This is a genomic window from Rhodococcus sp. T7 (assembly GCF_009872365.1).
In the GTDB taxonomy this organism is placed as follows: Bacteria; Actinomycetota; Actinomycetes; order Mycobacteriales; family Mycobacteriaceae; genus Rhodococcus_F.
Genome location: NZ_WXYH01000055.1, coordinates 26,908 through 52,811 on the forward strand (window position 1 = coordinate 26,908; position 25,904 = coordinate 52,811).

Sequence of the window (25,904 nt, forward strand, 5' to 3'; positions counted from 1 at the left end):
AAATAGGAGTTCGACATGGATCACGTCGCAGTAGTCACGGGCGCCGGACGCGGACTCGGCGCCGCCATCGCCCGAGTGTTGCACGACCGCGGATATCGCGTACTGGTCGCAGACATCGACGAGGCCGCCGCGAAAGAGACTGCGGTGGACCTGGATTCCTCCGGAAACACCGCCGTCGCCGCGGTCCTCGACGTCCGGAAGAAGCCCGACTTCGAGTCTTTGCGCGACCGGGTCGTCGACCTCTGGGGTGGGGCGGACGTTCTCGTCAACAATGCCGGCCGTTCCCAGACCGGCTCGTTGATGAACATTGCGCCGGAGGAGTTCTCGGACATCGTCGAGATCAACCTCAACGGCGCGTTCCTCGGCTGCCAGGTGTTCGGGAGTCACTTCGCCGAACGCGGCTACGGCCGCATCGTCAACATCGCCTCGCTCGCCGGCCAGAACGGCGGCACGGCGACCGGGGCCCACTACGCGGCCGCGAAGGGCGGTGTCGGAACGCTGACCAAGGTCTTCGCCCGGGAACTCGCACCGTCGGGTGTCACCGTCAACGCGGTGTCGCCCGGTCCGCTGGACCTGCCGGTGGTGCGCGAGACGGTGCCCGCGGACAAACTGGCGGCCATTCTCACCACCATCCCGGTGGGCACACTGGGGTCGCCCGAATTCATCGCCGAGACGGTGGCCCTCCTCGCATCTCCGGCCGCCGCGTCGGTGACCGGAGCCTGCTGGGACGTCAACGGCGGCCTGTACATGCGCTGACCCCCGCTCGAGGGCGACGGGTCGCAGCACCGGAGGAAGAATCACCATGAGCATGTTCACTGTCACTGTCGCGGAAATCGTCGAGGAAACGCCGGACATCAAGTCGTTCCGGCTGGTCCGGGCGGATGGTGCACCGTTCGATCCGTACCCTGCGGGCGCCCACATCGACATTCTCGGACCCACCGAGGTCCTCACCCAGTACTCGTTGTGCAACCCGCCGCACGAGTCCGACTCGTATGTCGTCGCCGTCAAACGCGAGACCGGCCCGCGCGGTGGCTCGGCCGCACTGCACGATCACGTGACGACCGGCAGCGAGTTGCGGATCAGCGGGCCGCGGACATTGCTCACGCTCGCCGAGGACGCCGATCGGCACATCCTCGTCGCGGCGGGGATCGGGCTGACGCCGATGCTGAGTCTGGCGTTCGCGTTGCATCGGCAGGGGCAGCGATTCGACCTGCACTACTTCGCGCGGACGAGGGCGCAGGCCGCGTTCGTCGACCTGTTGGAGAATTCGGATTTCCGGCAGGACGTGCACCAGCACTTCGGCCTCACGCGGGACGACCAGTTCTCGGCGCTCGAGAAGATCCTGGCGGACGCGTCCGCCGCCACCCACGTCTACACGTGCGGTCCCGAAGGTTTCATGGATCGGGTGCGCCTGCTGGCCGAACCGGCGGTCGGCGAGGACGCGGTCCACTTCGAACACTTCGAGGCGGCGACGCCTGCCACGACCGAGTCGGACACGGCGTTCGAGGTGGAACTCGACACGGGCGAAGTGTTCGACGTACCGGTCGGAAAATCCATCGCCGACGTACTCGAAGAGAACGACATCGAGATCGACACCTCGTGCCGGGAGGGGATCTGCGGCACGTGCGTCCTGGACGTCCTCGAGGGCGAGCCCGACCACCGCGACAATTGCCTCACCAAGAGTGAGAGAAAGGCGGGAGACAGAATTGCCGCGTGTGTGTCGCGCGCGAAATCCGCGCGACTCGTCGTCGAGCTTTCCTGAACACTGTCAGTTCACGAAAGTCCGGCCTGCAGAATGTCGCGCACGAGAACCGCAATGCTTTCTGCTCCGGTCTTCTCCTTGATCCGAGTGCGATGCACGTCGACCGTTTTCACGCTGATGCCCAGCTCTTTGGCGATGTTCTTGCTCGGCAGACCGTCGAGCACGAGTGCGAGAATTTCCCGTTCCCGCACCGTCAGCGCGTCGATCCGCCCCTGCAATTCCGTTCGGTTGCGGCGCTCGCCGAATCGTTGCCGCGCGACCCGGAGCGCATCCTGGATCACGTCGAGCATGTGCTGCGGATCGTAGGGCTTCTCGATGAACGTCAGCGCACCCCGTTGCAGTGCCCGCACCGACATCTTGATGTCGCCGTGCGCCGACACGAAGATGATCGGAATCGGGGACTCGTCGGCGAGGAGTGTCTCCTGGAGCTGGAATCCCCCGACTTCCGGCATCCGGACGTCCAGGACGAGGCAGGCCGGGATGTCGCGGCGGTACTCCTCGAGGAACGACTGCACCGAGAAGTAGTACTCCGACGTGATGTTGACCGAATCGAGCAGCCACGCAAGCGATGCGCACAACTCCTGATCGTCGTCGACGATGTAAACCCGTGTTTCCTGCTGCTCCATCGAATCCTGCCTCGCACAGATGACTTGTTTCCCCGTCCAGTCAACACCGACCGTAACGGAAGCGACAGCCAACTGAAGAAATCCCCTACCCGGGTACGCGACTTACTGCGAGAAAGTAGCGTCGCCGCCAATGTTCCAGCGCACGAGCGCGTCATATCCTTTTCTTCAGGATCGCCGGCGCCACGTGGTGACACGAATTCCCGTTCCGACTCACGGAGGCTGAAAATGCCCGAACTCACTCCCATGCAATTGAACTTCCGCACCGCCATGGCGAATCTGCCCGCCGCGGTCAACGTCGTGACGACCGACGGCCCCGCCGGGCGCTGCGGAATGACCGTCACCGCCGTCTGCTCGGTCACCGACTCCCCGCCCACGGCGCTCGTGTGCGTGAACCAGAACAGCGCGATGCACAACGTATTCCGGGAGAACGGCCGAGTCGGCATCAACGTGCTGTCCGGCGACGACGAAGAACTGGCCATGCATTTCGCGGGCGCGACGAAAGTGGCGATGGCGGACCGCTTCCAGTGGGACATCTGGGAGGAGGACACCGGCGACGGTGTCCCGATCCTGCGCGCCGCCCATGTAGTGCTCGCGGGCCGGATCGCCGACATCAAGACAATGGGATCGCATTCGGTGATGTTCATCGAACTCGACCGCGTCCGGACGCGCGAACAGGGCGACAGCCTCGTCTACTTCCAGCGCAAGTTCCACCGCTTGTCGGTCCCGGTCGAATCTCCCGACTGGCTGTTCTACGACGAATGGTCCGATCCGATCACCGTGACACCCGCCCTCGTTCCCGCCGCAGCCGGAGGTAGATAGACATGGACAACTCGTCACCGCCCGAACGCCTCCCCCAGGACCTCGACCTGCAGGAGCTCGCAGATACCCGCGCCGCCCTGACGTTTCGTCTCAGCGCCTTGGTCCTCGCCCTGTTCCTGCCACTGCCGATTCTCGGCGGGTTTACCTCGTTGCTGGACGGCGTCGTGTTCAGCGGCGTCACCGTGGCGTGGCTCTACGCCGTCGCGCAATTCGCCGTCGCCATCGTCGTGGCCCGGTATTACATGGCGCGTGCCGCCGAACTCGACGCTCGAACCGCCTCCCTGGCGAAAGGATAACGCGCCGTGAACCTCGTCTCTGCGTCACTCTTCGCGGCGCTCGTCGCCGTCACCCTGATGATCACCGCGTGGGCGTCCAAGCGGAACAAGTCGGCGGCCGATCACTACGTCGCGGGCGGCAGCCTCACCGGTCGCCAGAACGGTGTCGCGATCGCCGGCGACTTCATCTCTGCCGCCTCGTTTCTCGGTGTCACCGGTGCGATCGCCCTGACCGGTTTCAACGGGTTCTATCTCGCGGTCTTCGTGCCCGTCGCGTTCGTTCTCGCGATGCTGCTGATCGCCGAGCCGCTGCGCAACCTCGGCCGCTTCACCCTGGCGGATGTCCTCGCCACCCGCTTTCCCGGCAAGGACGTGCGCTCGATGATGGCGCTCAGCACGGTGGTGATCAGCGTGGTATACCTCGTGTCGCAGTTGGTCGGCGCCGCACTGCTCGTGTCGCTGCTGTTCGACCTCGACTACGCGGTGGCCGTGCTGATCATCGGAACACTCACCACCGCATACACGCTCGTCGGTGGCATGCTCGCCACCAGCTGGATCCAGATCATCAAGACCGGTCTGCTCATGGTGTGCGCCGTCGTGCTGTTCGTTCTCGTGCTGGTGCGCTTCGATTTCAACCCCTTCGGCCCGTTCAGCACCGCGCTCGCCGAATTCGGTCAGTCGTTCGTCGCACCGCAGCGGACGTCGGGCGCAGCGTCGTTCGACCAGTTGTCGCAGACCGTCGGACTCGTTCTCGGCGTGCTCGGCCTGCCGCACGTCATGATCCGATTCCTCACCGTCCCGAACGCGAAGCAGGCGAGAACGTCCGCCTACACGGCGATCTGGATCTTCTTCGCGTTCTACCTCCTCGTTCCCGTACTCGGCTACGGCGCCGCCAAGCTGGTCGGGGTCGAGGTGATCAAGTCCGAGAACCGCGGCGGCAACCTCGCCGTCGCCCAACTCGCCGAAACCGTCGGCGGCGGCGTGCTGCTGGCATTCGTCGCGGCCGTGGCGTTCGTGACCATTCTCGCCGCACTGTCCGGCCTGGTGATCGCGACGTCGGGTGCGATCGCACACGATCTGTACGGGCAGGTGATCCGCAACGGGTCGGTGTCGGCGAAGGCTCAGCACCGCGCGGCCCGGGTCGCCACCGTGGCGACCTGCGTCATCGGTGTCGCCATCGCGTTCGCGGCGCAGAAGCAGAACGTCGCGTTCCTCGCATCGCTGGGAATGTCCATCGCCGCGTGCGCGAACCTGCCTGCGCTGCTGCTGACCATGTACTGGAAGCGCATGACGGCACGCGCTGTCATCTCCGGCATCGTCGTCGGGCTGGCGCTGTCGATCACCGTCATCCTGCTCAGCCCCGTCGTCCAGGGGCCGGACTCCATCCTCGGATTCTCGAACCCGGCACTCGCCGTGGCGCCCCTCTCGCTGGCGGTGTCCGTCGTCGTCGCGCTGATGTCGGCGCCGTCCGGCGAGACCAAGGCACAGGCCGACCGCCTCTTCTCGGTGATGCGCACCCGGGCGCTCACCGGACAGACCGAGACGAAGAACGACGACACGATGGCGGCGATGCAATGAAGACGGAAGTGCAGTCTCCCAGCCCACTCCGGGGCCTGACCGAGCAACTGGCGTCGGGCGGAACGACACCGATCGACGTGGCGGAGGCGGCGCTCGCGCGGATCGCGGACCTGGACCCGGCAATCCACGCCTGGGCCCACCTCGATCCCGACGCGGTGCGGTCTGCGGCTGCCGGAATCCACTCCAGCGACCCCGGTGGCGTGCTGTGGGGTGTACCCGTCGGCGTCAAGGATCTGATCGACGTCGCCGGCATGCCGACGCGCTGCGGCAGTGAGCTGCGGAGCGCGGACCCGGCGACGACGGACGCCGACTGTGTGGCCCGTGCGCGTGCTCTCGGTGCGCTCCCGGTCGGCAAGACCGTGACCACCGAGTTCGGGTACTTCAAGCCCGGCCCGACCCGCAATCCGCGCGCCGTGGACCACACCCCCGGCGGGTCGTCGAGCGGTTCGGCGGCAGCGGTGGCCGCGGGCATGGTGCCGCTGGCGTTCGGCACGCAGACCGCGGGATCGCTGACCCGGCCCGCGTCGTTCTGCGGAGTCGCGGGTTTCGTCACCGCCCACGGCGAACTCCCGACCGCCGGCATCACCGGATTGAGTCCCCAACTCGACACGGTCGGGCTGCTGGCAAAAACGGTGTCCGATCTCCACTTCGCGTGGACGGCGCTGCGCGACGGCACCCGGTCGCCCGTGCTCGAGCCTTCCGCGCCGCGCCGGCTCCGCCTGTGGAGTGGGTTCGAACTCGGCGAGGTGTCCCCGGACATGACGGCGGCGCTCAGGACCACCGCGGGTGCCGCGCAGTCCGCGGGTGTCCGGTGCCGGGAGGTCGACGCCGCCGCGGCCGTCGTGGCGCTGACGGAACACCACCACACGGTGATGGCGTACGACGCGGCCCAGGAACGCGCCGCCGAGGCGGCACAGCCAGGCAAGATCAGTGCACCCCTCGCCGAATTGTTCGCCGCGGGAGCCCAGACCACCGAGGCTCAGTACCGTGCCGCCCTGGCCGGAATCGCCGAGACCCGGCAATTGCTGCTCGCGGCGCTGGACGAGGACGAGGCCGTCCTCGGACCCGCGGCGCTCGGCGGCGCTCCCCGCGGTCACGACGCGACGGGGACGCCGGTGCTGAGCCGACCGTGGCAGGCGATGGGCCTGCCCGTGGTCACGATCCCCGGCAAGCGCGACAGCGCGGGCCTGCCCCTCGGATTGCAGCTGATCGGGCGCCCCGGCGCCGAGCAACGCCTGTTCGAGACGGCGGCGTGGCTGGAATCCGTTCTCTGACACCGCGCATGGGCAGGGTCAGTGCGCCGAGGTCGGCGTCGGCCTGTGCGATCGCCGTTCGCGCAACGGATTCGACCTCCGCCGCCGTGACGTCGCCCGCGCGGATCAGCGCACGCAGACCGACGGCGTCGAGCCGGGCGTATTCGTGCAATTCCAGCGGTCCCACTCCTCAGGTCGCGACGACCGATCCAGTGTGACCTGCGGGGCCGCGGCGCGCGACCGAATTTTGCGCCGACCTCACACGCTGATCGGCAGGAGTTCCTGTTCGCGGAACGCTCGCGGCGATACCCCGTACGTGTCCTTGAACAGCCGTGAGAAGTGCGAAGAGTTGACGAGACCGTACCGGGCACAGATGGTTCCGATGCTGTCGCCGCGGAAGCGCGCGTCCTTGAGATCGCGGCGGCTCTTCTCGAGCCGGCGGTGACGGATCCACCCGGCCACCGTGTGCCCGTCCGCCTCGAACATCTTCTGCAGGTGCCGCGTCGACACGTGGTGGTGGGATGCCACCGTGGCGGTGTCGAGTGCGGGGTCGTGCAGGTGTGCGTCGATGAACGACTTCACCCGGAGCAGCAGTGTCGCGCCGGGAGCGGTGGCGTCGGCGGGTGCCTCCGCTTGCACCGCGGCACTGAGCAGGTCGACGACGGCGTCCTCGACGAGGGGGGTCGTCGGCATCGTGCCGGTCACGACGGAGTGGTGGAGGTTGGTCAGGAACGGCGAGACGAGCGCGCCCATCCCGCTGCTGCCGCGGATGCGGCGCGCCGACGCGGTGCCCAGTTCCCGCGAGGCGATGCGCAGCATGTCGCGGGGAAACATGAGCACGAACATGCTGAAGTCGCCGGCGAAGTGCAGGTCGTACGGCTTGCTGGTGTCGTAGACCGCGAAATCGCCGGGCCCGAGCACGGCCTCACGGTCGTCCTGGACGATGACGCCGCGGCCCGACAGTTGCAGACCCACCTTCACCAGGCCGGGGTCGGATCGCTTGATGGACGTGCGGGTCCGCCGGACGTCCACCGCCCGTCCCCCGACCTCGCTCAGCTGCAGTCCGCCGAGGGCGGTGCTGCGCAGGGTCCCGGTGAACCTGGTCTCGCCGTCCTCGGCGGTGGACACCACGGCGAGCGGGACGAACGCCGTGGAGACGGCCTGCCGCCAGTGCTCGAACTGCCCGTCGTCGTCACGCGCGTGTTCACCACCGAGACGCACCTTCGATCACCTCACAGAGCGGAGCGGTTGTCGATCAGTCGCCGTGCCTTGCCGAGCGACCGCTCCAGTGCGCCGGACGCCACCACGTCCACCTTCACGCTCACTCCGATGCGGTTCTTGACCAGCTTCTGGAGTTCGGCGGCGGAACGGGGATGATCGGTGGCGGACGCGTCGGGGCGGGCTTCGACTCGTACGGTCAGTTCGTCCATCCTACCGGGGCGGTCGAGGATGCACTGGAACTGCGGGGCCAGCGCGGAGACGGTGAGGATCAGTTCCTCGATCTGGGTGGGGAACAGATTCACTCCGCGCAGGATGATCATGTCGTCGGTGCGCCCGGTGACCTTCTGCATCCGCCGCACCGACCGTGCCGTGCCCGGCAGCAACCGGGTGAGGTCGCGGGTGCGGTAACGGATGATCGGCATGGCCTCCTTGGTGAGCGAGGTGAAGACGAGTTCGCCCTCCTCGCCGTCGGGCAGCACCTCTCCGGTGACCGGGTCGATGATCTCCGGGTAGAAGTGGTCTTCCCAGATGTGCAGGCCGTCCTTGGTGTCGACGCATTCCATCGCCACACCGGGGCCCATCACCTCGGACAGTCCGTAGATGTCCACGGCGTCCATGTTCAGCTGCTTCTCGAGTTCGGTGCGCATCTCCTCGGTCCACGGCTCCGCCCCGAACACCCCGGTCCGTAGCGACGTCTTCGACGGGTCGATGCCCTTCTTGATCATCGCGTCGACGATCGTGAGCATGTACGACGGGGTCACCATGATCGCGTCGGGTTCGAAGTCCTCGATCAGCTGGATCTGGCGGTCGGTCATGCCCCCGGACATCGGGATCACCGTGCAGCCCAGCCGTTCGGCGCCGTAGTGCGCGCCGAGGCCGCCCGTGAACAGGCCGTACCCGTACGCGACGTGCACCTTGTCGGACGGCTTCACGCCACCGGCCCGCAGGCTCCGGGCGATCAGGTCGGCCCAGTTGCTGATGTCGTTGGCGGTGTACCCGACCACCGTCGGGCGGCCCGTGGTTCCGGACGAGGCGTGGATGCGGGAGACCTTCTCCTGCGGCACCGCGAACATCCCGAACGGGTAGTTGGCCCGCAGGTCCGCCTTCGCGGTGAACGGGAACTTCGCGAGATCGGACAGGTCCTTCAGGTCGCTCGGGTGAACGCCCGCGTCGTCGAACGCCTTCCGGTAATGCGGAACGTTGGTGTACGCGTGGAGAAGTGACCACTGCAGACGTTCGAGTTGCAGCGTCGAGATCCGGTCGCGCGTGGCGAACTCGATGTCCTGCGAGGGGGTGGCGATACTGGTCATTCTAGTCTCCGGGGTGGGCGGGCTGGGTAAGGTCACGCGTCGAAATCGACGGTCACGTCGTCGCTGACCGGGAAGGTCTGGCACGTCAGCACGAAGCCGGAGTCGACCTCGTAGTCCTCGAGCGCGTAGTTGCGTCGCATGTCCACGTCACCGCACGTGATCTTCGCGCGGCACGTTCCGCAGACGCCGCCCTTGCAGGCGAACGGAAGGTCGGAGCGGTACTTCTCGGCGGCGTCGAGGATCGACTCGTCCCGCGGCAGCGTCGCCGTGGTCGAGCGGCCGTCCAGGACGAGGGTCACCTCGCTGCTCGGCCCGGTGACACCGGGTTCGCGGTGCTTCTCCATCGGCGGCGGGACGTCGTCGACGAAGAACAGTTCGTGGTGCACGCGACTCTTGTCGATCTGCAGTTCGCCGAGAACCGTCTCGGCGTCGGTGACCATCCCGAACGGGCCGCAGAGCCAGAAGTGGTCGATGTCGGCGAGCGGCACGATGGACGTGAACAGGGCACGCAAACGGTCGGCGTCGAGGCGCCCGGTGAACAGTTCCACCTCGCGGGGCTCGCGGGACAGGACGTGCACCACGTCGAATCGCGACCCGTACATGTCCTTGAGGTCCGCGATCTCCTCGGCGAACATCACCGAGCGGGTGCGCCGGTTTCCGTACAGGAGAACGACTTCGGCGTCGGGGTTGGCGAGCATCGACGCGGCGATCGACAGCATCGGCGTGATGCCCGATCCGGCGGCGATCAGCACGTGCCGGCCACCGGCATCGGGGTCGGCGACGAACGTTCCGCTCGGACCCTGCACCTCGATCCGGTCGCCGGGCCGGACGTCGCGGACGAGCCACGTCGAGAACAGGCCGTCGGACACCTCGCGCACACCGACCCTCGGCGCGGAACCGGCAGGCGCACAGATGGAGTAGGAGCGGCGGTGCTCGACGCCGTCGATCGTGCGCCGCAGGGTGAGCGACTGGCCGGGGCCGAACGCGAACTCGTCGGCGAGGTCGGCGGGGACGTCGAACGTGACCGCGACCGCGTCGTCGCAGAGGGATTCGACGTCGGCGACGGTGAGCGTGTGGAATGCCCTGTTGCGCAACGCCGCACCGGGCTTCGGGGACACCGCTGTGGTCATGATCAGATTTCCTTCACGTGATCGAAGGGTTCGAGGCAGTCGAGGCACCGGTACAGGGCCTTGCACAGCGTCGCCCCGAATTCCGAATCGAGACGGGTGTTGGCGGAGTGGCACACCGGGCACGTGACGGCCCGCGGCTTGACGGTGAGGGTCAGCGGGACGGGACCGGACGTCCGCAGAGGCGCGGGCCCCGGCGTCGAGTAGCCGTTCTCGCGCAGCTTGCGCCGGCCGTCGTCGCTGATCCAATCGGTGCTCCACGGCGGCGTGAGGACGGTCCGGACCTCGACGCTGCCGAAGCCGGCGTCCTGCAGGGTGTGCTCGATGTCGTCGCGCATCGTGGCCATGGCGGGGCACCCGGAGTAGGTGGGGGTGATGGTGACGACCACCGATCCGTCGGCGTGCTCCTCGACGTCGCGGAGCACTCCCAGATCGGCGAGCGTGAGCATCGGCATCTCCGGGTCCAGGACGGACTCGGCGAGGCGGCGGGCGTCGGTGCGCACTGCGGTGGTCATGTCACCACACTCCTTCCGGATGGGCCCGGGCCACGCTCTGCATCTCGGCGAGCAGCAGTCCGAGGGCCTCGGTGTGCAGGCCCTGGCGTCCGGCCCGGCCGCCGACGGTGCCGACGGTCCGGCCCGTGGGTGCGGTGAGCTCCGCGGCCTTCAGCACCTGAGCGAGCACGGTGTCGAATTCCTCGCGAAGGTCCCGCGGGTCGACGCCGACACCCACGCCGGCGAGGGCGAGTTCTTCGGTGGTCGGGGTGAAGAGTTCATCGACGTACGGCCACACCCGGGCGAGGGCGTCCTCCATGCGCGACTTCGACTCCGCCGTACCGCAACCGAGCGTCACCACCCACCGGGCGGCGTAGTCGCGGTGGTAGGTGAGTTCCTTGACGCCCTTCACGGCGACCGCCGCGAGAACGGGGTCGCGGGAGGTGCGCAGGCGGTCGAACAGGGCCAGCCGCCACGTGGCGAAGACCAGCAGTCGCGTGACGGTCTGCGCGAAGTCGCCGTTGTCGAGTTCGGTGAGACGGGTGTTGCGGAACCGGTTCTCGTCGCGGAAGAACGCGAGCGCGTCCTCGGCGGGAATCGGGCTCGTGTCCGAAATGAACGGCACCACCGACGCGTCCGCGGCGGCCGCCCGGGCGAGCAGCAGTCGCGCCTGACCGAGCAGGTCGAGGCCGACGTTCGCGAGCGCCACCTCTTCTTCGAGTTCCGGTGCGCGCGTGCTCCACTCGGCGAGCCGCTGCGAGCTGATCAGCGCGTCGTCGCCGAGCATCAGGCAGTATCCGGCCAGTGCGGCGAGGTCGACGTCACCCGGAACCGTGGTGTCGACGCCGGCCAGGGGGTCGTCGAAGCTGGTGCCGAAAGCCCACTGGCCGTGGCTGTCTTCGTCGACGAGGCCGTCGTAGGCGTTGTCGTGGTCGGTCATCGGTACATCCTCGGAATTCTCGTCGGCCTGCGAAACGGTCTGGGCCGGATCACATGTGGGGAACGTTGTCGGGGATCTCGTAGAACGTGGGGTGCCGGTACACCTTGTCGCCGCTCGGCGCGAAGAACGGGTCCTTCTCCGACGGGCTGGACGCCACGATCGCACTGGACCGCACCACCCAGATGCTCACACCCTCGTTGCGGCGGGTGTAGACGTCCCGCGCGTGGCGGACGGCCATCTCGTCGTCCGCGGCGTGCAGGGATCCGACGTGGACGTGGTTGAGTCCGCGCTTGCCCCGCAGGAACACCTCGTACAGGGGCCAGTCCGCGCGCACCGCGGTGTCGTCCGTGCTCATCGTGCGTTCTCCTTGTTGCTCTCGCGGCGGGCGAAGGCCGTTGCGGCCTCCCGCACCCACGCCCCGTTCTCGTGTGCTGCCCGCCGGTTGGCGACGCGCTCGACGCTCGAGGCGCCGTTGCCCTTGATCACCTGCATGAACTCGCTCCAGTCGGGTTCCCCGAAGTCGTGGGCGCCGCGTTCGGCATTCCACTTCAGGTCCGGGTCCGGGAACGTCACGCCGAGGACCTCGGCCTGCGGGATGGACATGTCGACGAACCGCTGACGGAGTTCGTCGTTGGTGTGCCGCTTGATGCGCCACTTCATGGACTGCTCGGAGTTCGGCGACTGGTCGTCCGGTGGTCCGAACATCATCAGCGCCGGCCACCACCACCGGTTCACCGACTCCTGCACCATTTCCCGCTGGGCGTCGCTGCCGCGCATCATCGTCATCAGCAGTTCGAAGCCCTGCCGCTGGTGGAACGACTCCTCCTTGCAGACCCGGATCATCGCGCGGGCGTACGGCCCGAAAGAGCTGCGGCACAACGGTACCTGGTTGCAGATCGCGGCGCCGTCGACCAGCCAGCCGATGACGCCCACATCGGCGTAGGTGAGCGTCGGGTAGTTGAAGATCGAGGAGTACTTCTGCTTGCCCTCGATCAGCTTCTCGGTGAGGTCTGCGCGGTCGGCTCCGAGTGTCTCGGCGGCCGAGTACAGGTATAGGCCGTGCCCGGCCTCGTCCTGGACCTTCGCCATGAGGATCGCCTTGCGACGCAGCGACGGCGCGCGGGTGAGCCAGTTGCCCTCCGGCTGCATGCCGATGATCTCCGAGTGCGCGTGCTGCGCGATCTGCCGGATCAGCGTCTTGCGGTAGCCGTCGGGCATCCAGTCCCGGGGCTCGACCCTCTGGTCGGCTGCGATGGTGTCGTCGAAGAGCGTTTGCAGCTCATCGGAAGCGTGTGACGTGGTCATATGTCCTACCTCTATTACCGAATGATCGGTTGGTATCAAGTATGCATGTCAGCCCCCGCCCACACAAGGGCGGGAGCCGAATTACGTCAGTGTCCTTCGAAGGTGGGCGCGGTTTTCGCCAGAAACGCGTCGACCGCACTACGGTGGTCCTTCGACTGTCCGAGCGCCTCCGCGGCCTCTCGCTCCCGCTCGAGCGCCTCCGACAGCCCGGTGGACGCCGCCGAGACCAGCGACTTGACCTGCGTATACGCGGCCGTGGGACCGTCGGCGAGCTGCCGCGCCAGGGCGGCGGACGCGTCCCCGAGTTCGGCGTCGGGCACCACCCGGTGCACCAGCCCCCAGTCCAGCGCCTGCGCCGCGGTGAACCGGTCGCCGAGCATCATCAGCCCCGTCGCACGGCTCGCCCCGAGCGCCTCGACGAGCGTGTGACTGAGGCCGGAGTCGCCTGCCAGGGCGATGCCGGTGAACGCGGTCGCGAACTTGGCGCCCTCCCCCGTGATCCGGATGTCCCCGGCGAGGGCGATGCCGAGACCCGCCCCGACACACGCCCCGTTGATCGCGACGACCACCGGCACCCGGACCCCGGCCAGGGCCCGGAGCAGCGGGTTGTAGTGCTCGGCGACGGTGTCCATCGCGTGCGCGGGATCGGCCTCGAGTCCGGCCACGTGCTCGGCCAGGTCCTGGCCGACGCAGAAGTTCTTCCCCTCCGCCGTCACCAGCAGGGCACGCACACTGTCGTCGCCGGCCACCTTCGCGACCGCGGCGAGCAACTGTTCCTTCACCGCACGGTCCAGCGCGTTGGACGCGCCCGCCCGGCTCAGGGTGATGGTGGCCAGTCCCGCGTCCACGGAAAGTCCGATCACGTCGTTACTGCTCATGAGAATGCGCCTCCTGCTGGTTGTGGTGGGTGGCCTCTCAGGACCAGGTGTAGAAGCCTTGACCGGTCTTGCGGCCGAGTTCGCCGCGCGCGACCTTCTCGCGGAGCAGGGCGGGCGGGGCGAACCGCTCGCCGAGGGTCTTCGCGAGGTGCTCGGCGATCGCGAGCCGGACGTCGAGGCCGACGAGGTCGGTCGACCGCAGCGGCCCCATCGGATGCCGGTATCCCAGCTCCATGGCCCGGTCGATGGACTCGGCGTCGGCGACGCCCTCCTCGAGCATGCGGATGGCCTCGAGCCCGAGGCACACCCCGAGCCGGCTGGTGGCGAAGCCCGGGGAGTCGTTGACGAGCACCTCGGTCTTGCCGAGGAGGGACACCCACTCGCGCACCGTCTCGACCACCGCGGCATCGGTGGCGGGGGCCCGCACGATCTCCACGAGCGTCGACGCCGGGACCGGGTTGAAGAAGTGCATGCCGATCAGGCGGGCCGGATCGTTCAGCGCGGCACCGAGTTCGGCGATGGAGATCGAGCTCGTGTTGGTAGCGATGACGGTGTTGGGAGACACGGTTTTCTCGACCAATGAGAGGACGCCGAGCTTGAGGTCGACCAGTTCCGGCACCGCCTCGACCACCAGATCGAGGGCGGGCGGGAGCGCGTCGGGCGCCTCCACCGTCGACACCCGTCCGAGGATCGTCGCAGGGTCGGCGTCGCCGAGCTTGCCGCGCTCGTGCGCCCGGTCGAGTCCGTCGGAGACCCGCTGCAGGGCCGCCTCCCGGTTACCGCTCTCGGCGATGGTGACGGTGGAGCCGAGGGTGGCGAAGACCTGCGCGATGCCCGCGCCCATCCGGCCGCCGCCGACGACGCCGACGTTCTTCGGTGCTGTGTTCGTCATTTCTTCTTCTCCAGAAAGGCCGTCATGCGGTCGTGTTTGTCACTGCTCTCGAACAGCACCGCCTGGGCGATGTCGTCGGCGAACGGGTGCGAGCCCGGTGCGTCGACGATGATCTTGGTGAGCTTCAGGGCCAGCGGCGCCGAGCGGGCGATGCGGTCGATCACCTTCTCGGCGGCGGCAACGTGCTGGCCCGCGGGGACGACGTCCATCACCAGGCCGTGCCGCAGCGCCGCGTCGGCGTCGAGGTTCCGGCCCCCGAGCAGCACCTGCTTGGCGACGGACTTGCCGACCAGTTCCGGCAGCCGGTAGCTCGCGCCCGCCGCGGCCATGATGCCCAGGCCGGGTTCGGGGTTCCCGAACACCGCGGTCTCGGTGGCGATCCGCAGGTCGCAGGCGTAGGACAGTTCGGCGCCGCCGCCGAGCGCGTATCCGCTGACCGCGGCGACGGTGGGCATCGGCAGTTTCGCGATGCGGTCGAACAGCGTGCGGTTGATGCCGGCGAACGCCTCGTCGCGGCCGCGCTCGCGCAGTTCGGCGATGTCGGCGCCACCGGCGAAGTGGTCGCCCTCGCCGGTCAGCAGCATCGGCTTGGGCGTCGCCTCCAGCACGGCGCACACCTGGTGCAGTTCGGCGATCATCTCCGCGTTGATCGCGTTGCGCTGCGCCGGCCGGTGCAGCGTGACCACCATGCGGTCGTCGCGGTCCTCGACCTTCAGCGTGTTCACGGCGCCTCGATCAGCATCGCGACGCCCTGGCCGACGCCCACGCACAGCGTGGCCAGGCCGCGGCGGGCGCCTTCGCGTTCCATCCGGCCGAGCAGCGTCAGCAGGATCCGCGCACCCGAGCAGCCCAGCGGGTGGCCGAGGGCGATGGCGCCGCCGTCGGCGTTGACGATCGACTCGTCCAACTTCAGCTGCCGGATCACGCCGAGCGACTGCGCGGCGAAGGCCTCGTTGAGTTCGGCGGCGCCGAGGTCGGACACCGACCAATTGGCCCGGGCCAGCGCCTTCCGGGTGGCCGGGACCGGGCCGAGACCCATGACGTTGGGGGCGATGCCCGCGCTCGCGCTGGTGACGATGCGGCCGCGGACGGTCAGGCCGTACCGCTCCACCGCGGCCTCGCTCGCGACGACGAGGGCCGCGGCGCCGTCCGACAGCGAAGACGACGAACCGGCGGTGACGATGCCGTCCTTGCGGAAGACGGGTTTCAGCTTGCCCAGCTTCTCCAGGGTGGTGCCCCGGCGCGGGGTCTCGTCGGCGGTCAGTTCGCCGTCGCGCAGCGGCACCGGGACGATCTCGCGGTCGAACCGGCCGGCGTCGACGGCGGCGATCGCCCGCTCCTGGCTGCGCAGCGCGAACGCGTCGCTCTCGGCGCGGGTGATGCCCTCGAGCGCGGCGACCTCCTCGGCGGTCTCGCCCATCGACAACGTCACCTTGCGGACGTCCGGTCCGGCGCCGGCCGGAACATCCGCGTCGGCGGCGGTGAACCGCGGGTTCGTGAAACGCCAGCCGAGCGAGGTGTCCGCCACCTCCCCCGGACGCGCCCACGGGGTGCCGGGCTTGGCCATCACCCAGGGTGCGCGTGTCATCGATTCGACGCCGCCGGCGATCACGAGGTCGGCCTCGCCGCTGCGGATGGTGTGCGCGGCCGACGCGACGGCGGTCAGACCGCTCGCGCACAGCCGGTTCACCGTGTAGCCGGGGACGCTGTCGGGCAGGCCCGCGAGCAGCACGGCCATGCGTGCGACGTCACGGTTGTCCTCGCCGGCCTGATTGGCGGCACCGAGGATCACCTCGTCGACGGCGTCGCCCGGGATTCCGGCCCGGCGGGCGGCCTCGGCCACGACGAGACCCGCAAGGTCGTCGGGGCGCACTCCTGCGAGCGCTCCGCCGTACCGACCCTGCGGGGTACGGGCTCCGTCCACCAGAAACACTTCGGCCACAGTCTTCTCCTTCACGGGGGTGCCGTCTATTAATAACCGAATCTTCGGTCGGTACGCAAGGGCAGGTCGCGATGGGAAACTTCACATCCTCCCTTGACAACCAGTGGGTAGAGCGACGATTCTATTAACCGACCGAACGTACGGTGAAATGGAGTTGTCGTGAGCAAGTTACTGGAAAGCTACGCCGCCGGACGCTGGTTCACCGCGCCGGACGAGGGAACCCCGCTGCTGAGCGCGGTCGACGGCTCCGAGGTGGCGCGCATCTCCGCCACCGGTCTCGACCTCGGCGAGATGGTGACCTACGCCCGCGAGGTCGGCGGACCGGCCCTGGCGAAGCTGACCTTCCACGAGCGCGCCGCCGCCCTCAAGGCGCTCGCCCTCACACTCATGGCAGGCAAGGACGAGTTCTACGCCCTGTCCACCTCGACCGGCGCCACCAAGCGCGACTCCGGCGTCGACATCGACGGCGGCTTCGGCACCCTCCTCAGCTACGCGAGCAAGGCCCGCCGCGAACTCCCCAACGACACCGTCTACCTCGACGGAGCGTTCGAACAGCTCGGCAAGAAGGGCACGTTCCTCGGCCAGCACGTCTACACGTCCCGCCGCGGGGTCGCCGTTCAGATCAACGCGTTCAACTTCCCGGTGTGGGGCTTCCTCGAGAAGCTCGCCCCCGCGTTCATCGCCGGCGTCCCGTCGATCGTGAAGCCCGCGAGCCAGTCGGCGTACCTCACCGAACTCGTGTTCCGTCGCATCATCGAATCCGGGCTGCTGCCCGAGGGTTCCGTCCAGCTGCTGTCCGGGAGCGCCCGCGGGCTGCTCGACCACCTCGGCGGTCAGGACTCCGTCGCGTTCACCGGCTCCGCCGACACCGCCGCCACCCTGCGGGCACACCAGAACGTCGTCGCTGAGGGCGTCCACTTCAACGCCGAAGCCGACTCGCTCAACGCGTCCATCCTCGGCGCCGACGTCGAACCGGGCAGCGAAGAATTCGATCTGTACGTCAAGCAACTCGTCACCGAGATGACGGTGAAGGCCGGCCAGAAGTGCACCGCCATCCGGCGCGCCCTCGTGCCCACCGTGCTGATGGACGACGTCATCGCCGCGGTCGAGGCCCGGCTGACCCGCGTCGTGGTCGGCGCCCCCGACGCCGAGGGTGTCACCATGGGTGCGCTCGCCAGCCTCGAGCAGCGCGACGAGGTGCTGAAGTCGCTCCGCGGACTCACCAAGTCGGCGCAGATCGTCGTCGGCGACCCGGACAGCTTCGAGGTCGTCGGCGCCGACAAGAAGACCGGCGCGTTCCTGCCGCCGATCCTGCTGCGCTCCGACGACAAGGACGCCACCGAACCCCACGACATCGAGGCCTTCGGCCCGGTCAGCACCGTCATTGGATACGACGGCACCGACGAGGTCATCGCACTCGCCGCCCGCGGCAAGGGCAGCCTCGTCGCCTCCCTCGTCACGCGCGACTCCGCACTCGCCCGCGACATCATCCTGGGCCTCGCCCCGTTCCACGGCCGCGTCCTCGTCCTCAACCGCGACGACGCCAAGGAATCCACCGGCCACGGCTCGCCCCTGCCGGTCCTCGTCCACGGCGGACCCGGACGCGCAGGCGGCGGCGAGGAACTCGGCGGCATCCGCGGCATCCTGCACCACATGCAGCGCACCGCGGTCCAGGCCACGCCCGACATCCTCACCGCGGTCGGGAACAAGTGGGTGACCGGCTCGAAGCGCAACGACGACGGCGTCCACCCGTTCCGGAAGAACCTCGCGCAGTTGCGGATCGGCGACACCATCGTCGGCGGCCCCCGTCAGGTCACCCTCGCCGACATCGACCACTTCGCCGAGTTCACCGGCGACACGTTCTACGCGCACACCGACCCCGAGGCCGCCGCCGCCAACCCGCTGTTCGGTGGCATCGTCGCCCACGGGTACCTGGTGGTCTCCCTCGCCGCCGGCCTGTTCGTCGAACCCAACCCCGGTCCCGTCCTCGCCAACTTCGGCGTCGACAACCTGCGGTTCCTCGCCCCCGTCAAGGCCGACGACAGCCTCACCGTCACCCTCACCGCGAAGCTCATCACCCCGCGCAGCAGCGCGGACTACGGTGAAGTCCGTTGGGATGCAGTCGTCGTCAACCAGGACGGCGACCCCGTCGCAACGTACGACGTTCTCACCCTCGTCGCCAAAGGAGAAGATGCATGAGCTTCAAGGTCGCCGTCTGTTACGGCCAGCCCGATGACCCCGACGCGTTCGACGCCTACTACCGCGACACCCACATGCCGCTGGCACGCAAGGTCCCCGGCCTCTCCGACTTCACGTGGGGCAAGTGCAGCGCCCTCGACGGCGGGAAGCCGCCGTACTACGCCGTCGCGAGCCTCGTCTTCCCCGACGCCGAGACCATGAAGTCCGGTCTGCAGTCCGAGGAGATGAAGCAGGCAGGAAAGGACGTCCGCAACTTCGCCACCGGCGGCGTCACCATGTACGTCCAAGAAGAAGAATCCGTCTACAACCAGTAGGAGAAACATGACTGTCGACGCGTCCGCGGAATGCCGTATCGCGCGGGAGATGTTCGAGGCAGACAACGCGTCCCGGGCGCTCGGCATCCAGATCCTCGAGCTCAGCCCCGGTCACGCGGTCGCGTCGATGGTCGTGGGTGAGACCATGGTCAACGGTCACGGCATCACCCACGGCGGCTTCGTGTTCACCCTCGCCGACACCGCATTCGCGCTGGCGTGCAACGGGTACGATACTGCCGCGGTCGCCGCCCGCGCCGACATCCGGTTCCTCGCATCCACCCGCCTCGGCGACACCCTCGTCGCCGAGGCCGTCGAGCGCGCACGCTACGGGCGCAACGGCCTCTACGACGTCACCGTCCGCCGCGGCGACGACGTCATCGCCGAGTTCCGCGGCGACAGTCGATGCCTGCGGCCCGTGAGTACTTATTAACGTTCCGCGGTTAATAAGTACTCACGGGTGCGAAGCGCATACTCGCCCGATCTCCAGCGCGACCCAGACCGCACCGTCCGGTCCGACGGCGATCCCGTGTGGTTCCGAAGACGGTGTCGGCAGGTCGTATTCGGTGATTGCGCCGTCGGTTCCGCGGGTGATCCCCACGGGCCCGGCGGCGGGAGTGGGCAGAGAATGCACCGCGACGTTGCCGTCGGTGTCGATACGGCCGATCGCGTTCGCCTGGTTGAGGGTGAACCACAGCGCGTCGTCCAGGCCCGACGTGATCGCGGAAGGGAATCCGCCGTCCGTAGGTAGCGGAAACTCGGTGATCTGTCCGTCGGTGGTGATCCGCCCGATCCGGTCGGCGCTGGTCTCGGTGAACCACAGGGCATCGTCCGGGCCGGTGACGATGCCGAACGGGCCGCTGCCGGCGGTCGGGGTCGGGAAGGACTCAGTGGTGCCGTCCAGCGTGATCCGCCCGATCCGGTGATCACGGAATCGCGTGAACCACAGGGCGCCGTCGGGGCCAGGTGTGATGATCGTGGGTCCACAATCGGCGGTGTCGAGCGGATAGGAGGCGACTTCGCCGTCGACGGTGAGGCGCGCGATTCGGCCGGCGTGGACGAGCGTCAGCCAAAGGGCGCCGTCGGGTCCGCACGTGATTTGCCTACGGCCCGTGAGTACTTATTAACGTCCGGCGGCTAGTAAGTACTCACGGGCGCAGCATGCTTCCCGCGCTCGGTGGCGGCCGCCGCGTCGCGCGCGGCGCGTTCGGTGGCGGCGGCCTCGATGGCCATCGCGTGGTCGACCGCGTGCGGCGCGATGCCCAGGTTGTCCAGCGTGTCCCACAGGCTCGACAGCGCGGCCTTCGGGTCGAGGTAGTACTCCGATTCACGGACGCGCCAGAACGTCCAACCGCACCGTTTGAGTTCCTGCTCGCGTTCGAGGTCCGCGATCCGCTGTTCCGGGGTGGTCGCGAAGGCGTCGCCGTCGCATTCGACGGCGAGCCTCATGGTGCCGCCGGTGACGACGAGGTCGATTCGCCGATTGTTCACCTCGACTTGGGAATTGACGTGGTAGCCGCGTTCGGCGATGTCGTTGAACACCCGCTGCTCGAGGAGGTTGTCGAACGGGGGGATCCGCACGTCGCGGTCGACGTCCTGCGGCATCGGGTCGGCCGGCGCCGGTGACGTCGACATCATGTAGCTGAGCAGGGAGTTGCGCAGGTCCGCCCGCTTGAGTTCGTCGACGGTCACGGAGTGGAACAGCCACAGCTGATCCTGCGCCCGTGTCGCCGCGACATTGAACCGCCGCTTGTACTGGTTCGCGGTCAGCGGTGCGAAGTTCTGCTCCGGTCCCACGACCATCGACAGGAAGACGACGCTCCGTTCGTCGCCCTGGAAGTCCGGCGGTGTCCCGACGCGCAGTCGCCGCTGCTCCCACTGTTCGATGCCGATGCGTTTGACGAGTTCGGTGCGGATGGCGTCGACCTGGGACTGCCCCTGCAGCACGACGATTCCGAACGTCTTGCCGTCATAGCGCGGGTCGACGAGGCATTCGATGAGCTGATCGACGAGGGCGGCGGCCTCGACGTGGTTGGCCAGCGTCGCGTCCTTGCCCGACACGAAGGCGTCGGATACGTACGTATGTTTCAGCGGCGGAAGCCGATCCGCGCCGAACTGCCGCACCGGGACCAGCGGCAGTTCGCCGTAGAACTGGGCGCTGGACCAGTTGATGATCTCGGGCATCGAGCGGAAGTGCTCGCGGAGCCGGACCACCTGCCCGAAGCTGGTGCGCAGAATCGAGAACAGACTCGACCGCGGCGTGAGCGTCGCCTGCACGTACTCGGGGAGGTCGGGCAGGTACGCGTCGAGGCGGGTGAACACGTCGTCGAGGGTGCCGCTGGTGGGGATGTCGGCGGGGGCGCACTGCTTGTCGTCGCCGACGACGATGACCCGCGGCGCCAGCCAGAGCAGGAACAGGTTGGTGATGTCGGCCTGGCTCGCCTCGTCGACGATGACGACGTCGAAGCTGCCCGGCACGGGCGGGATGGACGCGAGGACCTGCTGCAGCGGCATCACCCAGGCGGGTACGGCGCCCTGCGCCTCCCCCATCGCGGATCGCGCTGCGCTGCGGTACTTCTCGGCGTACTTCCCGGCACCCGCACCGATGCTCGAGATGTGCTCGCGGTACGTCTGCAGTGCCCGCACCTGGTCGGCCGTCAGGTGTTCGAGGCAGTCGCGCCAGGCGGTCGCGGCCGCGAGCCGCGCCGTGAGGTGCGCGAGATCCGCGTCGACGGCATTGAGTTCGGCTTCGAGTTCCTGCTCACGACCGGCCCGGTGCTGTTCGGTGACCCATTGGCGGGCGCGGCGCCACGCCCAGGCCTCCGACATCTGCCAGCTCATCTCGTCCCACTCGGTGAGCGCCGCCGTCCTGCGCACCAGGTCGTACAGTGCCGGGGCGACGGGTGAGAGCCGGTCGGACAGTTCGTCGAAGGTCCGCTGATCCTGCTGTTCGACGCGGGCGATCGCGTACCGGGTGAGAGCCTCCGAGAGGGCGGCGTTGTCGGCCTGGTCGAGCGCCGCCACCAGGGCGGTACCTTCCGGCGACGGGCCCGCGTCGACCTCGGTGGAGACGGCCGAGACGATGGTGTCGAGTTCCGCACGCGCACTGTCCACGTCGGCGCGGGTGGTGATGGCCTCCGCGGCTCCGGCGACCGCGACGGCGTCCGCGAGGTTGCGGATCCGCGGCGCATTCGGGGACAGCGCGAACAGTTCACGGGCCAGCGCGTCGCGGGCGACGAGGAGCGCGCGCACGCGGGCCACCCGGCCGACGATCATGTTGAGGCTGTCGACCTGAACGGCACGAGACCCGTTCATGTCCACCGGAATTCGCAGATCGGCCAACAGGGTGGCGGCGGTCTGCGCGGCGTCGTGGGCGCGCAGGTGCTCGGTCACCAGCCGCACCGTGGCGGCCGTCGTGGCAGGGACGCCGTCGACGGTGGCATCGAGGCCGAGTTCCTCGACGGCCTTCTGCTCCTCGCTGCGACGGAAGCGGGCCTTCCACTCGACGGCGCCGGATTCGAGGGCGACGGCGAGCGCACCCACCGCCTGCAGGGCGGGTCGGGTCATGACGGCGCACTGGACGTCCTGCGCACCGATGTACCGGTCGGCGGCGGCGGCCGCCTCGACGATCGCGGGCAGCGCGTCCAGCCGACCCCACAGGTGGGTTGCCCGGCCGGACAGGACAGTGTCGGCGAGGCCCTGGAACTGGCCGTCCAGGTCGAGGACGTCGTGCGCGCGCGCCTGCAGTTCCTTGCAGTGCCTGCGAATGGAGTAGGCGGTCTCGGGCTCGACGCCGCCGAGGACCTCGAGCAGATGCGCCGACTGCGGGGTGTCGATGGGGATGCTGGTCGACGCCCGCGAGCAGAGCCGTTCGAGTTCGGCCCGGTTCGGCAGCAGGGAATCCAGCGCGGGAAGCGTCTGGCGTGCACGCTGCGCGCGCTCGGGGGATGCGGTCACGCACAGCCGGCGCAGGGTCTCGACCTCGGTGCCGGTGAGGGGCGGTTGCTCGGTCAGCAGCGGTCCGGGAAGCCACTCGAACGCGTCCTGCAGGCCCATGACCTTGCGGACGATGGTGGCAGCGGTGCCCTCGTAGCCGTCGGCGACGGCGTCGTGCTGGTAGGTCTCGGACTCGCGCAGCGCCTTCACCTGCTCGAGCACGACGGCCCGCTTCTGCACGGCCTCGTCCCGCTGGGCGCGGAGGTCAGCGATCTTCTGACCCTCGCTGTGCGGGTTGAACGACGACTTCCGTTCGGCGATGGTCGCCACACTGCGGGTGAGCTCGTCCGAGCCGCCGCGGGACAGGTCGGTGATCGAGACGCACAGTTCCTGCATCTCGGGTGGGAGCTTGTCCCTCAGGACACGGAGCGCCTGCGCCTTCTCGCTCGTGACGAGCACCCGCTGGCCGCGCGCCAGCAGCGCCGACACCAGGTTGGCGATGGTGTGGGTCTTGCCCGTCCCGGGCGGGCCCTCGACCACCACTCCGCTGTCGCCGCCGAGCCGCTCGATGATCTGCGACTGCTCGGCGTTGGCCGGAAGCGGGAAGAGCGGGTCTTCGGCGAGGGTGGAGGAGGTGGCGGCGCCGGTGCGCTCGAGCCACGACAGCCGGTCCGCCGGTTCGATCGCCTCGACCAACTGGGCGAGCCCGAGCGGGACGGTCGCGCCGTCGCCGTCGAGGTGGGAGATCATCTGCTCGTAGTACTCGACCAGGGCGAACGCGCTGCGCTTGCGCAATACCAGGGCGGGCGACAGCGTGACGATGCCGTTCGCGTCTTCGGCCGGTTGCCGGACGTCGTCGCGTACGTCCACGTACGCGGTGAGCGATTTCGGAGCCCACTCCGCGAGCAGTGCGCGGACGCCGTCGCTCAGCGGCGACGTGGCGGTGTCCTGCAGTTGCTTCTGCAGCGGCATCGCGTGCGCGCTGTCGTAGACGGCCAGTCCGGTGAACAACTGGGAGTCCTCGAGCCGGGGCTGGGAGCCCGCGATCAGCCGCACCAGCAGGTCGCCGGTCCGCGGATCGCGGTGGATGCTCGTCGACTGGGTGACCAGGTGGGTCTGGACACCGTCGTCCGGTCCCGCACCCGCCAGGGTCAGCAGTCCGGACGCGAGCACGAGTTCGATCGACTCGGGGCGGGCGTTCAGCTCCTGCAGCATCCGCTGCAACGACTGGTACAGATCGGCGTGCGGGCGTCGCTCCCGGTCCGCCTTCGCCCACGCCTGCCACCGCGGGACGTAGGCGTCGAACGCCTGCCGGACGTCGTACGCGCGGCGCACGTCGTATTCCTCGTCGGAGTCCTCGGCGTACGCGTCGGACGCGTTCAGCTCGAGGTCGGACCGCGAGCTGTCGGCGCGGGCCGACGCGTCCACCCAGCCGGCCAGGACGGTGGGAAGGTCCGGCGGATCCTCGACGCCGATGAGGGGCACGCGCAGGACGATGTCACCCTGCACTGCGTCGGGATCGAGTTGGATGGTCCGGCCGTCCTGATGCAGCCATTCGACCTGTTCGTGCTGGTCGACGCGGAGAACCGGCTTCGTGCGAGCCCGGACGATCTCACGCAGGAACTGCAGCAGGCGCTGGACGCGGCCTGCGAGCTCGGCGTCGTTTTCGGGACTCGACAATGTAAACCTCTGCGAATTCTCGGTGATGACGTGCGCTTGCCCCCGCCGTGCACACTATCGGGTCGAGGGGGTGAAGTTCGAGGCGTCGTCCCCTGTCAGAGGGACTGGACGGTCGCTCGAGGCGCGAAACGAGCCTCCATTCGTACCGACTGGTCCCTACTATTCATTCATGACGGTGACGCGCATCACGAAGCTGGCCGCGGTGATCGCGACCGTCGCCCTGACGGCACTGGGAGGTGGATCCGTGTCGGCTGCCGCTCCCGCGCCCGGAGCCAGGGTCACGGCCTCGGCCGACGGGTTCGCGCTCGACGGGCAGCCGTGGTGGCCGACCGGGTTCAACGCCTACCAGTTGGCCACGAACTGGTCGGTCAATTGGGGTTGCGGCGCGATGGTCGATCTCGACTCCTACTTCTCCGCGCTGCCGCCGCACTCGCTGACCCGTTTCAACCTCTTCCAGGCGCTGGCGATCAACCGCTTCACCGGACAACTGGACTTCGGGCCGATGGACGCCGTGTTCGCGGCGGCCGAGGCGCACGACCAGATGCTGATCCCGGTTCTCGCACCGCAGGACGGGGCGTGCGAGGACGGGGTGTTCAAGGGCAGGCAGTGGTACGTGGACGGCTGGACGACGATGACGCCGGGCGCGCCTCGCACGCTGATGAGCTTTCAGGATTGGACGCGGACCGCCGTCGACCGCTTCCGTGGTTCGCCGTCGCTCGCGGCGTGGGAACTCGTCGGGGAACCGGAGACGAGCACGTGCACCGACGCCGACTGCTCGTGGTGGACTCGGTCGTGTGAGCCCGGCGCGGCGCAGGTGCTGCGTGACTTCTTCGACGCCGCGGGCTCCGAGGTGCGGGCCCGTGATCCGCGCACGCTGATCACTGCCGGATTCACCGGCGGCGGCCAGTGCGGAACCCAGGGCGACGAGTACCAATTCGTCTCGGCGTCACCGTATGTCGACGTTGTGCAGTACCACGATTACGGCGCCGACGGAGTTCCGCTGCCCGGCGATCAGTGGAACGGACTCGGACGGCGCCTCGAACAGGCTGCGGCACTCGGCAAGCCGCTCCTGGTGGGCGAGATCGGTGAACTCGCCGGATCATGCGCCGCCACCACGGACCGGGCGTCGCACATCGGCGCCAAGATCCAGGGGCAGCGGGACGCGGGCGCGGCCGGGGCGCTGCTGTGGGCGTTCGTGCCGGACCCCCGGCCCGCCGAGTGCACGTACGACATCGGCCCCACCGACCCCCGGTGGGGCGTGATGGAGCAATTCGGGAGCTGGGGTTCGGGCACCGCGCCCGCCGCCACGTAGGCCACACCTCAAACGAGCCCAGGGGGCGGAGTCCGGCCGGGGAC

24 protein-coding genes are annotated in these 25,904 nt (G+C 68.6%); 10 read left to right on the forward strand and 14 right to left on the reverse strand.

Annotated features, from left to right (window positions below; translation table 11 throughout):
* Positions 1 to 15: 15 nt before the first annotated feature.
* Entirely contained in the window at positions 16 to 756 is a 741-nt protein-coding gene (locus MLGJGCBP_RS07840; protein WP_160094672.1) for an SDR family NAD(P)-dependent oxidoreductase, read from the forward strand.
* A gap of 46 nt (positions 757 to 802) precedes the next feature.
* Entirely contained in the window at positions 803 to 1,762 is a 960-nt protein-coding gene (locus MLGJGCBP_RS07845; RefSeq protein WP_160094673.1) for a PDR/VanB family oxidoreductase, read from the forward strand.
* Between the two features lie 11 nt (positions 1,763 to 1,773).
* On the opposite strand, the gene MLGJGCBP_RS07850 is transcribed toward MLGJGCBP_RS07845, so the two are convergent.
* Positions 1,774 to 2,388, reverse strand: a complete 615-nt coding sequence (locus MLGJGCBP_RS07850; protein ID WP_160094674.1) for a response regulator transcription factor — start codon at positions 2,386 to 2,388, stop codon at positions 1,774 to 1,776.
* A 225-nt stretch (positions 2,389 to 2,613) separates the two neighbouring features.
* Between MLGJGCBP_RS07850 and MLGJGCBP_RS07855 the strand changes: the two genes are divergently transcribed.
* The 4 genes from MLGJGCBP_RS07855 to MLGJGCBP_RS07870 are packed head-to-tail and all read left to right on the forward strand — an operon-like array spanning position 2,614 to position 6,334.
* A complete protein-coding gene (locus MLGJGCBP_RS07855) occupies positions 2,614 to 3,207 on the forward strand; it encodes a flavin reductase (RefSeq protein WP_160094675.1) in 594 nt (197 codons plus the stop codon).
* 2 nt (positions 3,208 to 3,209) lie between these two features.
* On the forward strand, positions 3,210 to 3,503 hold the full coding sequence (locus MLGJGCBP_RS07860; protein WP_160094676.1) for a DUF485 domain-containing protein: 294 nt from the start codon (positions 3,210 to 3,212) through the stop codon (positions 3,501 to 3,503).
* 6 nt (positions 3,504 to 3,509) lie between these two features.
* Positions 3,510 to 5,060 carry a solute symporter family protein gene (locus tag MLGJGCBP_RS07865; RefSeq protein WP_160094677.1) on the forward strand — a complete coding sequence of 517 codons (1,551 nt, stop codon included), beginning with the start codon at positions 3,510 to 3,512 and terminating at the stop codon, positions 5,058 to 5,060.
* Positions 5,057 to 6,334 (forward strand): amidase, encoded by a 1,278-nt coding sequence (locus MLGJGCBP_RS07870; RefSeq protein WP_160094678.1) that lies wholly within the window; start codon positions 5,057 to 5,059, stop codon positions 6,332 to 6,334. Before MLGJGCBP_RS07865 ends, MLGJGCBP_RS07870 begins: the two co-directional genes overlap by 4 nt.
* A gap of 237 nt (positions 6,335 to 6,571) precedes the next feature.
* Here MLGJGCBP_RS07870 and MLGJGCBP_RS07875 read toward each other — a convergent pair whose 3' ends face one another.
* The 11 genes from MLGJGCBP_RS07875 to MLGJGCBP_RS07925 all read right to left on the reverse strand — a co-directional run bounded on the left by MLGJGCBP_RS07875 (position 6,572) and on the right by MLGJGCBP_RS07925 (position 16,422).
* Positions 6,572 to 7,534 carry a helix-turn-helix domain-containing protein gene (locus tag MLGJGCBP_RS07875; protein WP_160094679.1) on the reverse strand — a complete coding sequence of 321 codons (963 nt, stop codon included), beginning with the start codon at positions 7,532 to 7,534 and terminating at the stop codon, positions 6,572 to 6,574.
* Between the two features lie 11 nt (positions 7,535 to 7,545).
* Positions 7,546 to 8,844, reverse strand: a complete 1,299-nt coding sequence (paaK, locus tag MLGJGCBP_RS07880; RefSeq protein WP_124394706.1) for a phenylacetate--CoA ligase PaaK — start codon at positions 8,842 to 8,844, stop codon at positions 7,546 to 7,548.
* Positions 8,845 to 8,876: 32 nt separating this feature from the next.
* Entirely contained in the window at positions 8,877 to 9,974 is a 1,098-nt protein-coding gene (gene paaE / locus MLGJGCBP_RS07885) for a 1,2-phenylacetyl-CoA epoxidase subunit PaaE (RefSeq protein ID WP_160094680.1), read from the reverse strand.
* 2 nt (positions 9,975 to 9,976) lie between these two features.
* A complete protein-coding gene (gene paaD, locus MLGJGCBP_RS07890) occupies positions 9,977 to 10,486 on the reverse strand; it encodes a 1,2-phenylacetyl-CoA epoxidase subunit PaaD (RefSeq protein WP_160094681.1) in 510 nt (169 codons plus the stop codon).
* Between the two features lies 1 nt (position 10,487).
* Positions 10,488 to 11,405 (reverse strand): 1,2-phenylacetyl-CoA epoxidase subunit PaaC, encoded by a 918-nt coding sequence (gene paaC, locus MLGJGCBP_RS07895; RefSeq protein WP_160094682.1) that lies wholly within the window; start codon positions 11,403 to 11,405, stop codon positions 10,488 to 10,490.
* 49 nt (positions 11,406 to 11,454) lie between these two features.
* On the reverse strand, positions 11,455 to 11,760 hold the full coding sequence (gene paaB, locus MLGJGCBP_RS07900; RefSeq protein WP_073362060.1) for a 1,2-phenylacetyl-CoA epoxidase subunit PaaB: 306 nt from the start codon (positions 11,758 to 11,760) through the stop codon (positions 11,455 to 11,457).
* Entirely contained in the window at positions 11,757 to 12,710 is a 954-nt protein-coding gene (gene paaA, locus MLGJGCBP_RS07905; RefSeq protein WP_087559856.1) for a 1,2-phenylacetyl-CoA epoxidase subunit PaaA, read from the reverse strand. Before paaA ends, paaB begins: the two co-directional genes overlap by 4 nt.
* An 86-nt stretch (positions 12,711 to 12,796) precedes the next feature.
* Positions 12,797 to 13,588 carry an enoyl-CoA hydratase-related protein gene (locus MLGJGCBP_RS07910; protein ID WP_160094683.1) on the reverse strand — a complete coding sequence of 264 codons (792 nt, stop codon included), beginning with the start codon at positions 13,586 to 13,588 and terminating at the stop codon, positions 12,797 to 12,799.
* Positions 13,589 to 13,625: 37 nt separating this feature from the next.
* Complete coding sequence (locus MLGJGCBP_RS07915) at positions 13,626 to 14,480, reverse strand: 3-hydroxyacyl-CoA dehydrogenase family protein (RefSeq protein ID WP_160094684.1); 855 nt, start codon at positions 14,478 to 14,480, stop codon at positions 13,626 to 13,628.
* A complete protein-coding gene (locus MLGJGCBP_RS07920) occupies positions 14,477 to 15,205 on the reverse strand; it encodes an enoyl-CoA hydratase/isomerase family protein (RefSeq protein ID WP_160094685.1) in 729 nt (242 codons plus the stop codon). Before MLGJGCBP_RS07920 ends, MLGJGCBP_RS07915 begins: the two co-directional genes overlap by 4 nt.
* Positions 15,202 to 16,422: a thiolase family protein gene (locus MLGJGCBP_RS07925; RefSeq protein ID WP_160094686.1), complete on the reverse strand. Its 1,221-nt coding sequence runs from the start codon at positions 16,420 to 16,422 to the stop codon at positions 15,202 to 15,204. Before MLGJGCBP_RS07925 ends, MLGJGCBP_RS07920 begins: the two co-directional genes overlap by 4 nt.
* A gap of 159 nt (positions 16,423 to 16,581) precedes the next feature.
* Here MLGJGCBP_RS07925 and paaZ point away from each other — a divergent pair, with 159 nt between their 5' ends.
* From paaZ to paaI, 3 genes are read left to right on the forward strand one after another with little or no spacing between them, the layout of a single operon-like run.
* Positions 16,582 to 18,621, forward strand: a complete 2,040-nt coding sequence (gene paaZ / locus MLGJGCBP_RS07930; RefSeq protein WP_160094687.1) for a phenylacetic acid degradation bifunctional protein PaaZ — start codon at positions 16,582 to 16,584, stop codon at positions 18,619 to 18,621.
* Positions 18,618 to 18,935, forward strand: a complete 318-nt coding sequence (locus tag MLGJGCBP_RS07935; RefSeq protein ID WP_072936983.1) for an EthD family reductase — start codon at positions 18,618 to 18,620, stop codon at positions 18,933 to 18,935. The genes paaZ and MLGJGCBP_RS07935 overlap by 4 nt, the downstream gene beginning before the upstream one ends.
* A 7-nt stretch (positions 18,936 to 18,942) precedes the next feature.
* Positions 18,943 to 19,365, forward strand: coding sequence for a hydroxyphenylacetyl-CoA thioesterase PaaI (gene paaI, locus MLGJGCBP_RS07940; protein WP_160094688.1), 423 nt, complete (start codon positions 18,943 to 18,945; stop codon positions 19,363 to 19,365).
* A 21-nt stretch (positions 19,366 to 19,386) separates the two neighbouring features.
* Here paaI and MLGJGCBP_RS07945 read toward each other — a convergent pair whose 3' ends face one another.
* Both MLGJGCBP_RS07945 and MLGJGCBP_RS07950 read right to left on the reverse strand, forming a co-directional pair.
* Positions 19,387 to 20,031, reverse strand: coding sequence for a Vgb family protein (locus tag MLGJGCBP_RS07945; protein ID WP_160094773.1), 645 nt, complete (start codon positions 20,029 to 20,031; stop codon positions 19,387 to 19,389).
* A 38-nt stretch (positions 20,032 to 20,069) separates the two neighbouring features.
* Positions 20,070 to 24,548, reverse strand: a complete 4,479-nt coding sequence (locus tag MLGJGCBP_RS07950) for an AAA domain-containing protein (protein ID WP_160094689.1) — start codon at positions 24,546 to 24,548, stop codon at positions 20,070 to 20,072.
* A 169-nt stretch (positions 24,549 to 24,717) separates the two neighbouring features.
* Between MLGJGCBP_RS07950 and MLGJGCBP_RS07955 the strand changes: the two genes are divergently transcribed.
* Positions 24,718 to 25,860 carry a beta-mannosidase gene (locus MLGJGCBP_RS07955; RefSeq protein ID WP_160094690.1) on the forward strand — a complete coding sequence of 381 codons (1,143 nt, stop codon included), beginning with the start codon at positions 24,718 to 24,720 and terminating at the stop codon, positions 25,858 to 25,860.
* Positions 25,861 to 25,904: the final 44 nt, after the last annotated feature.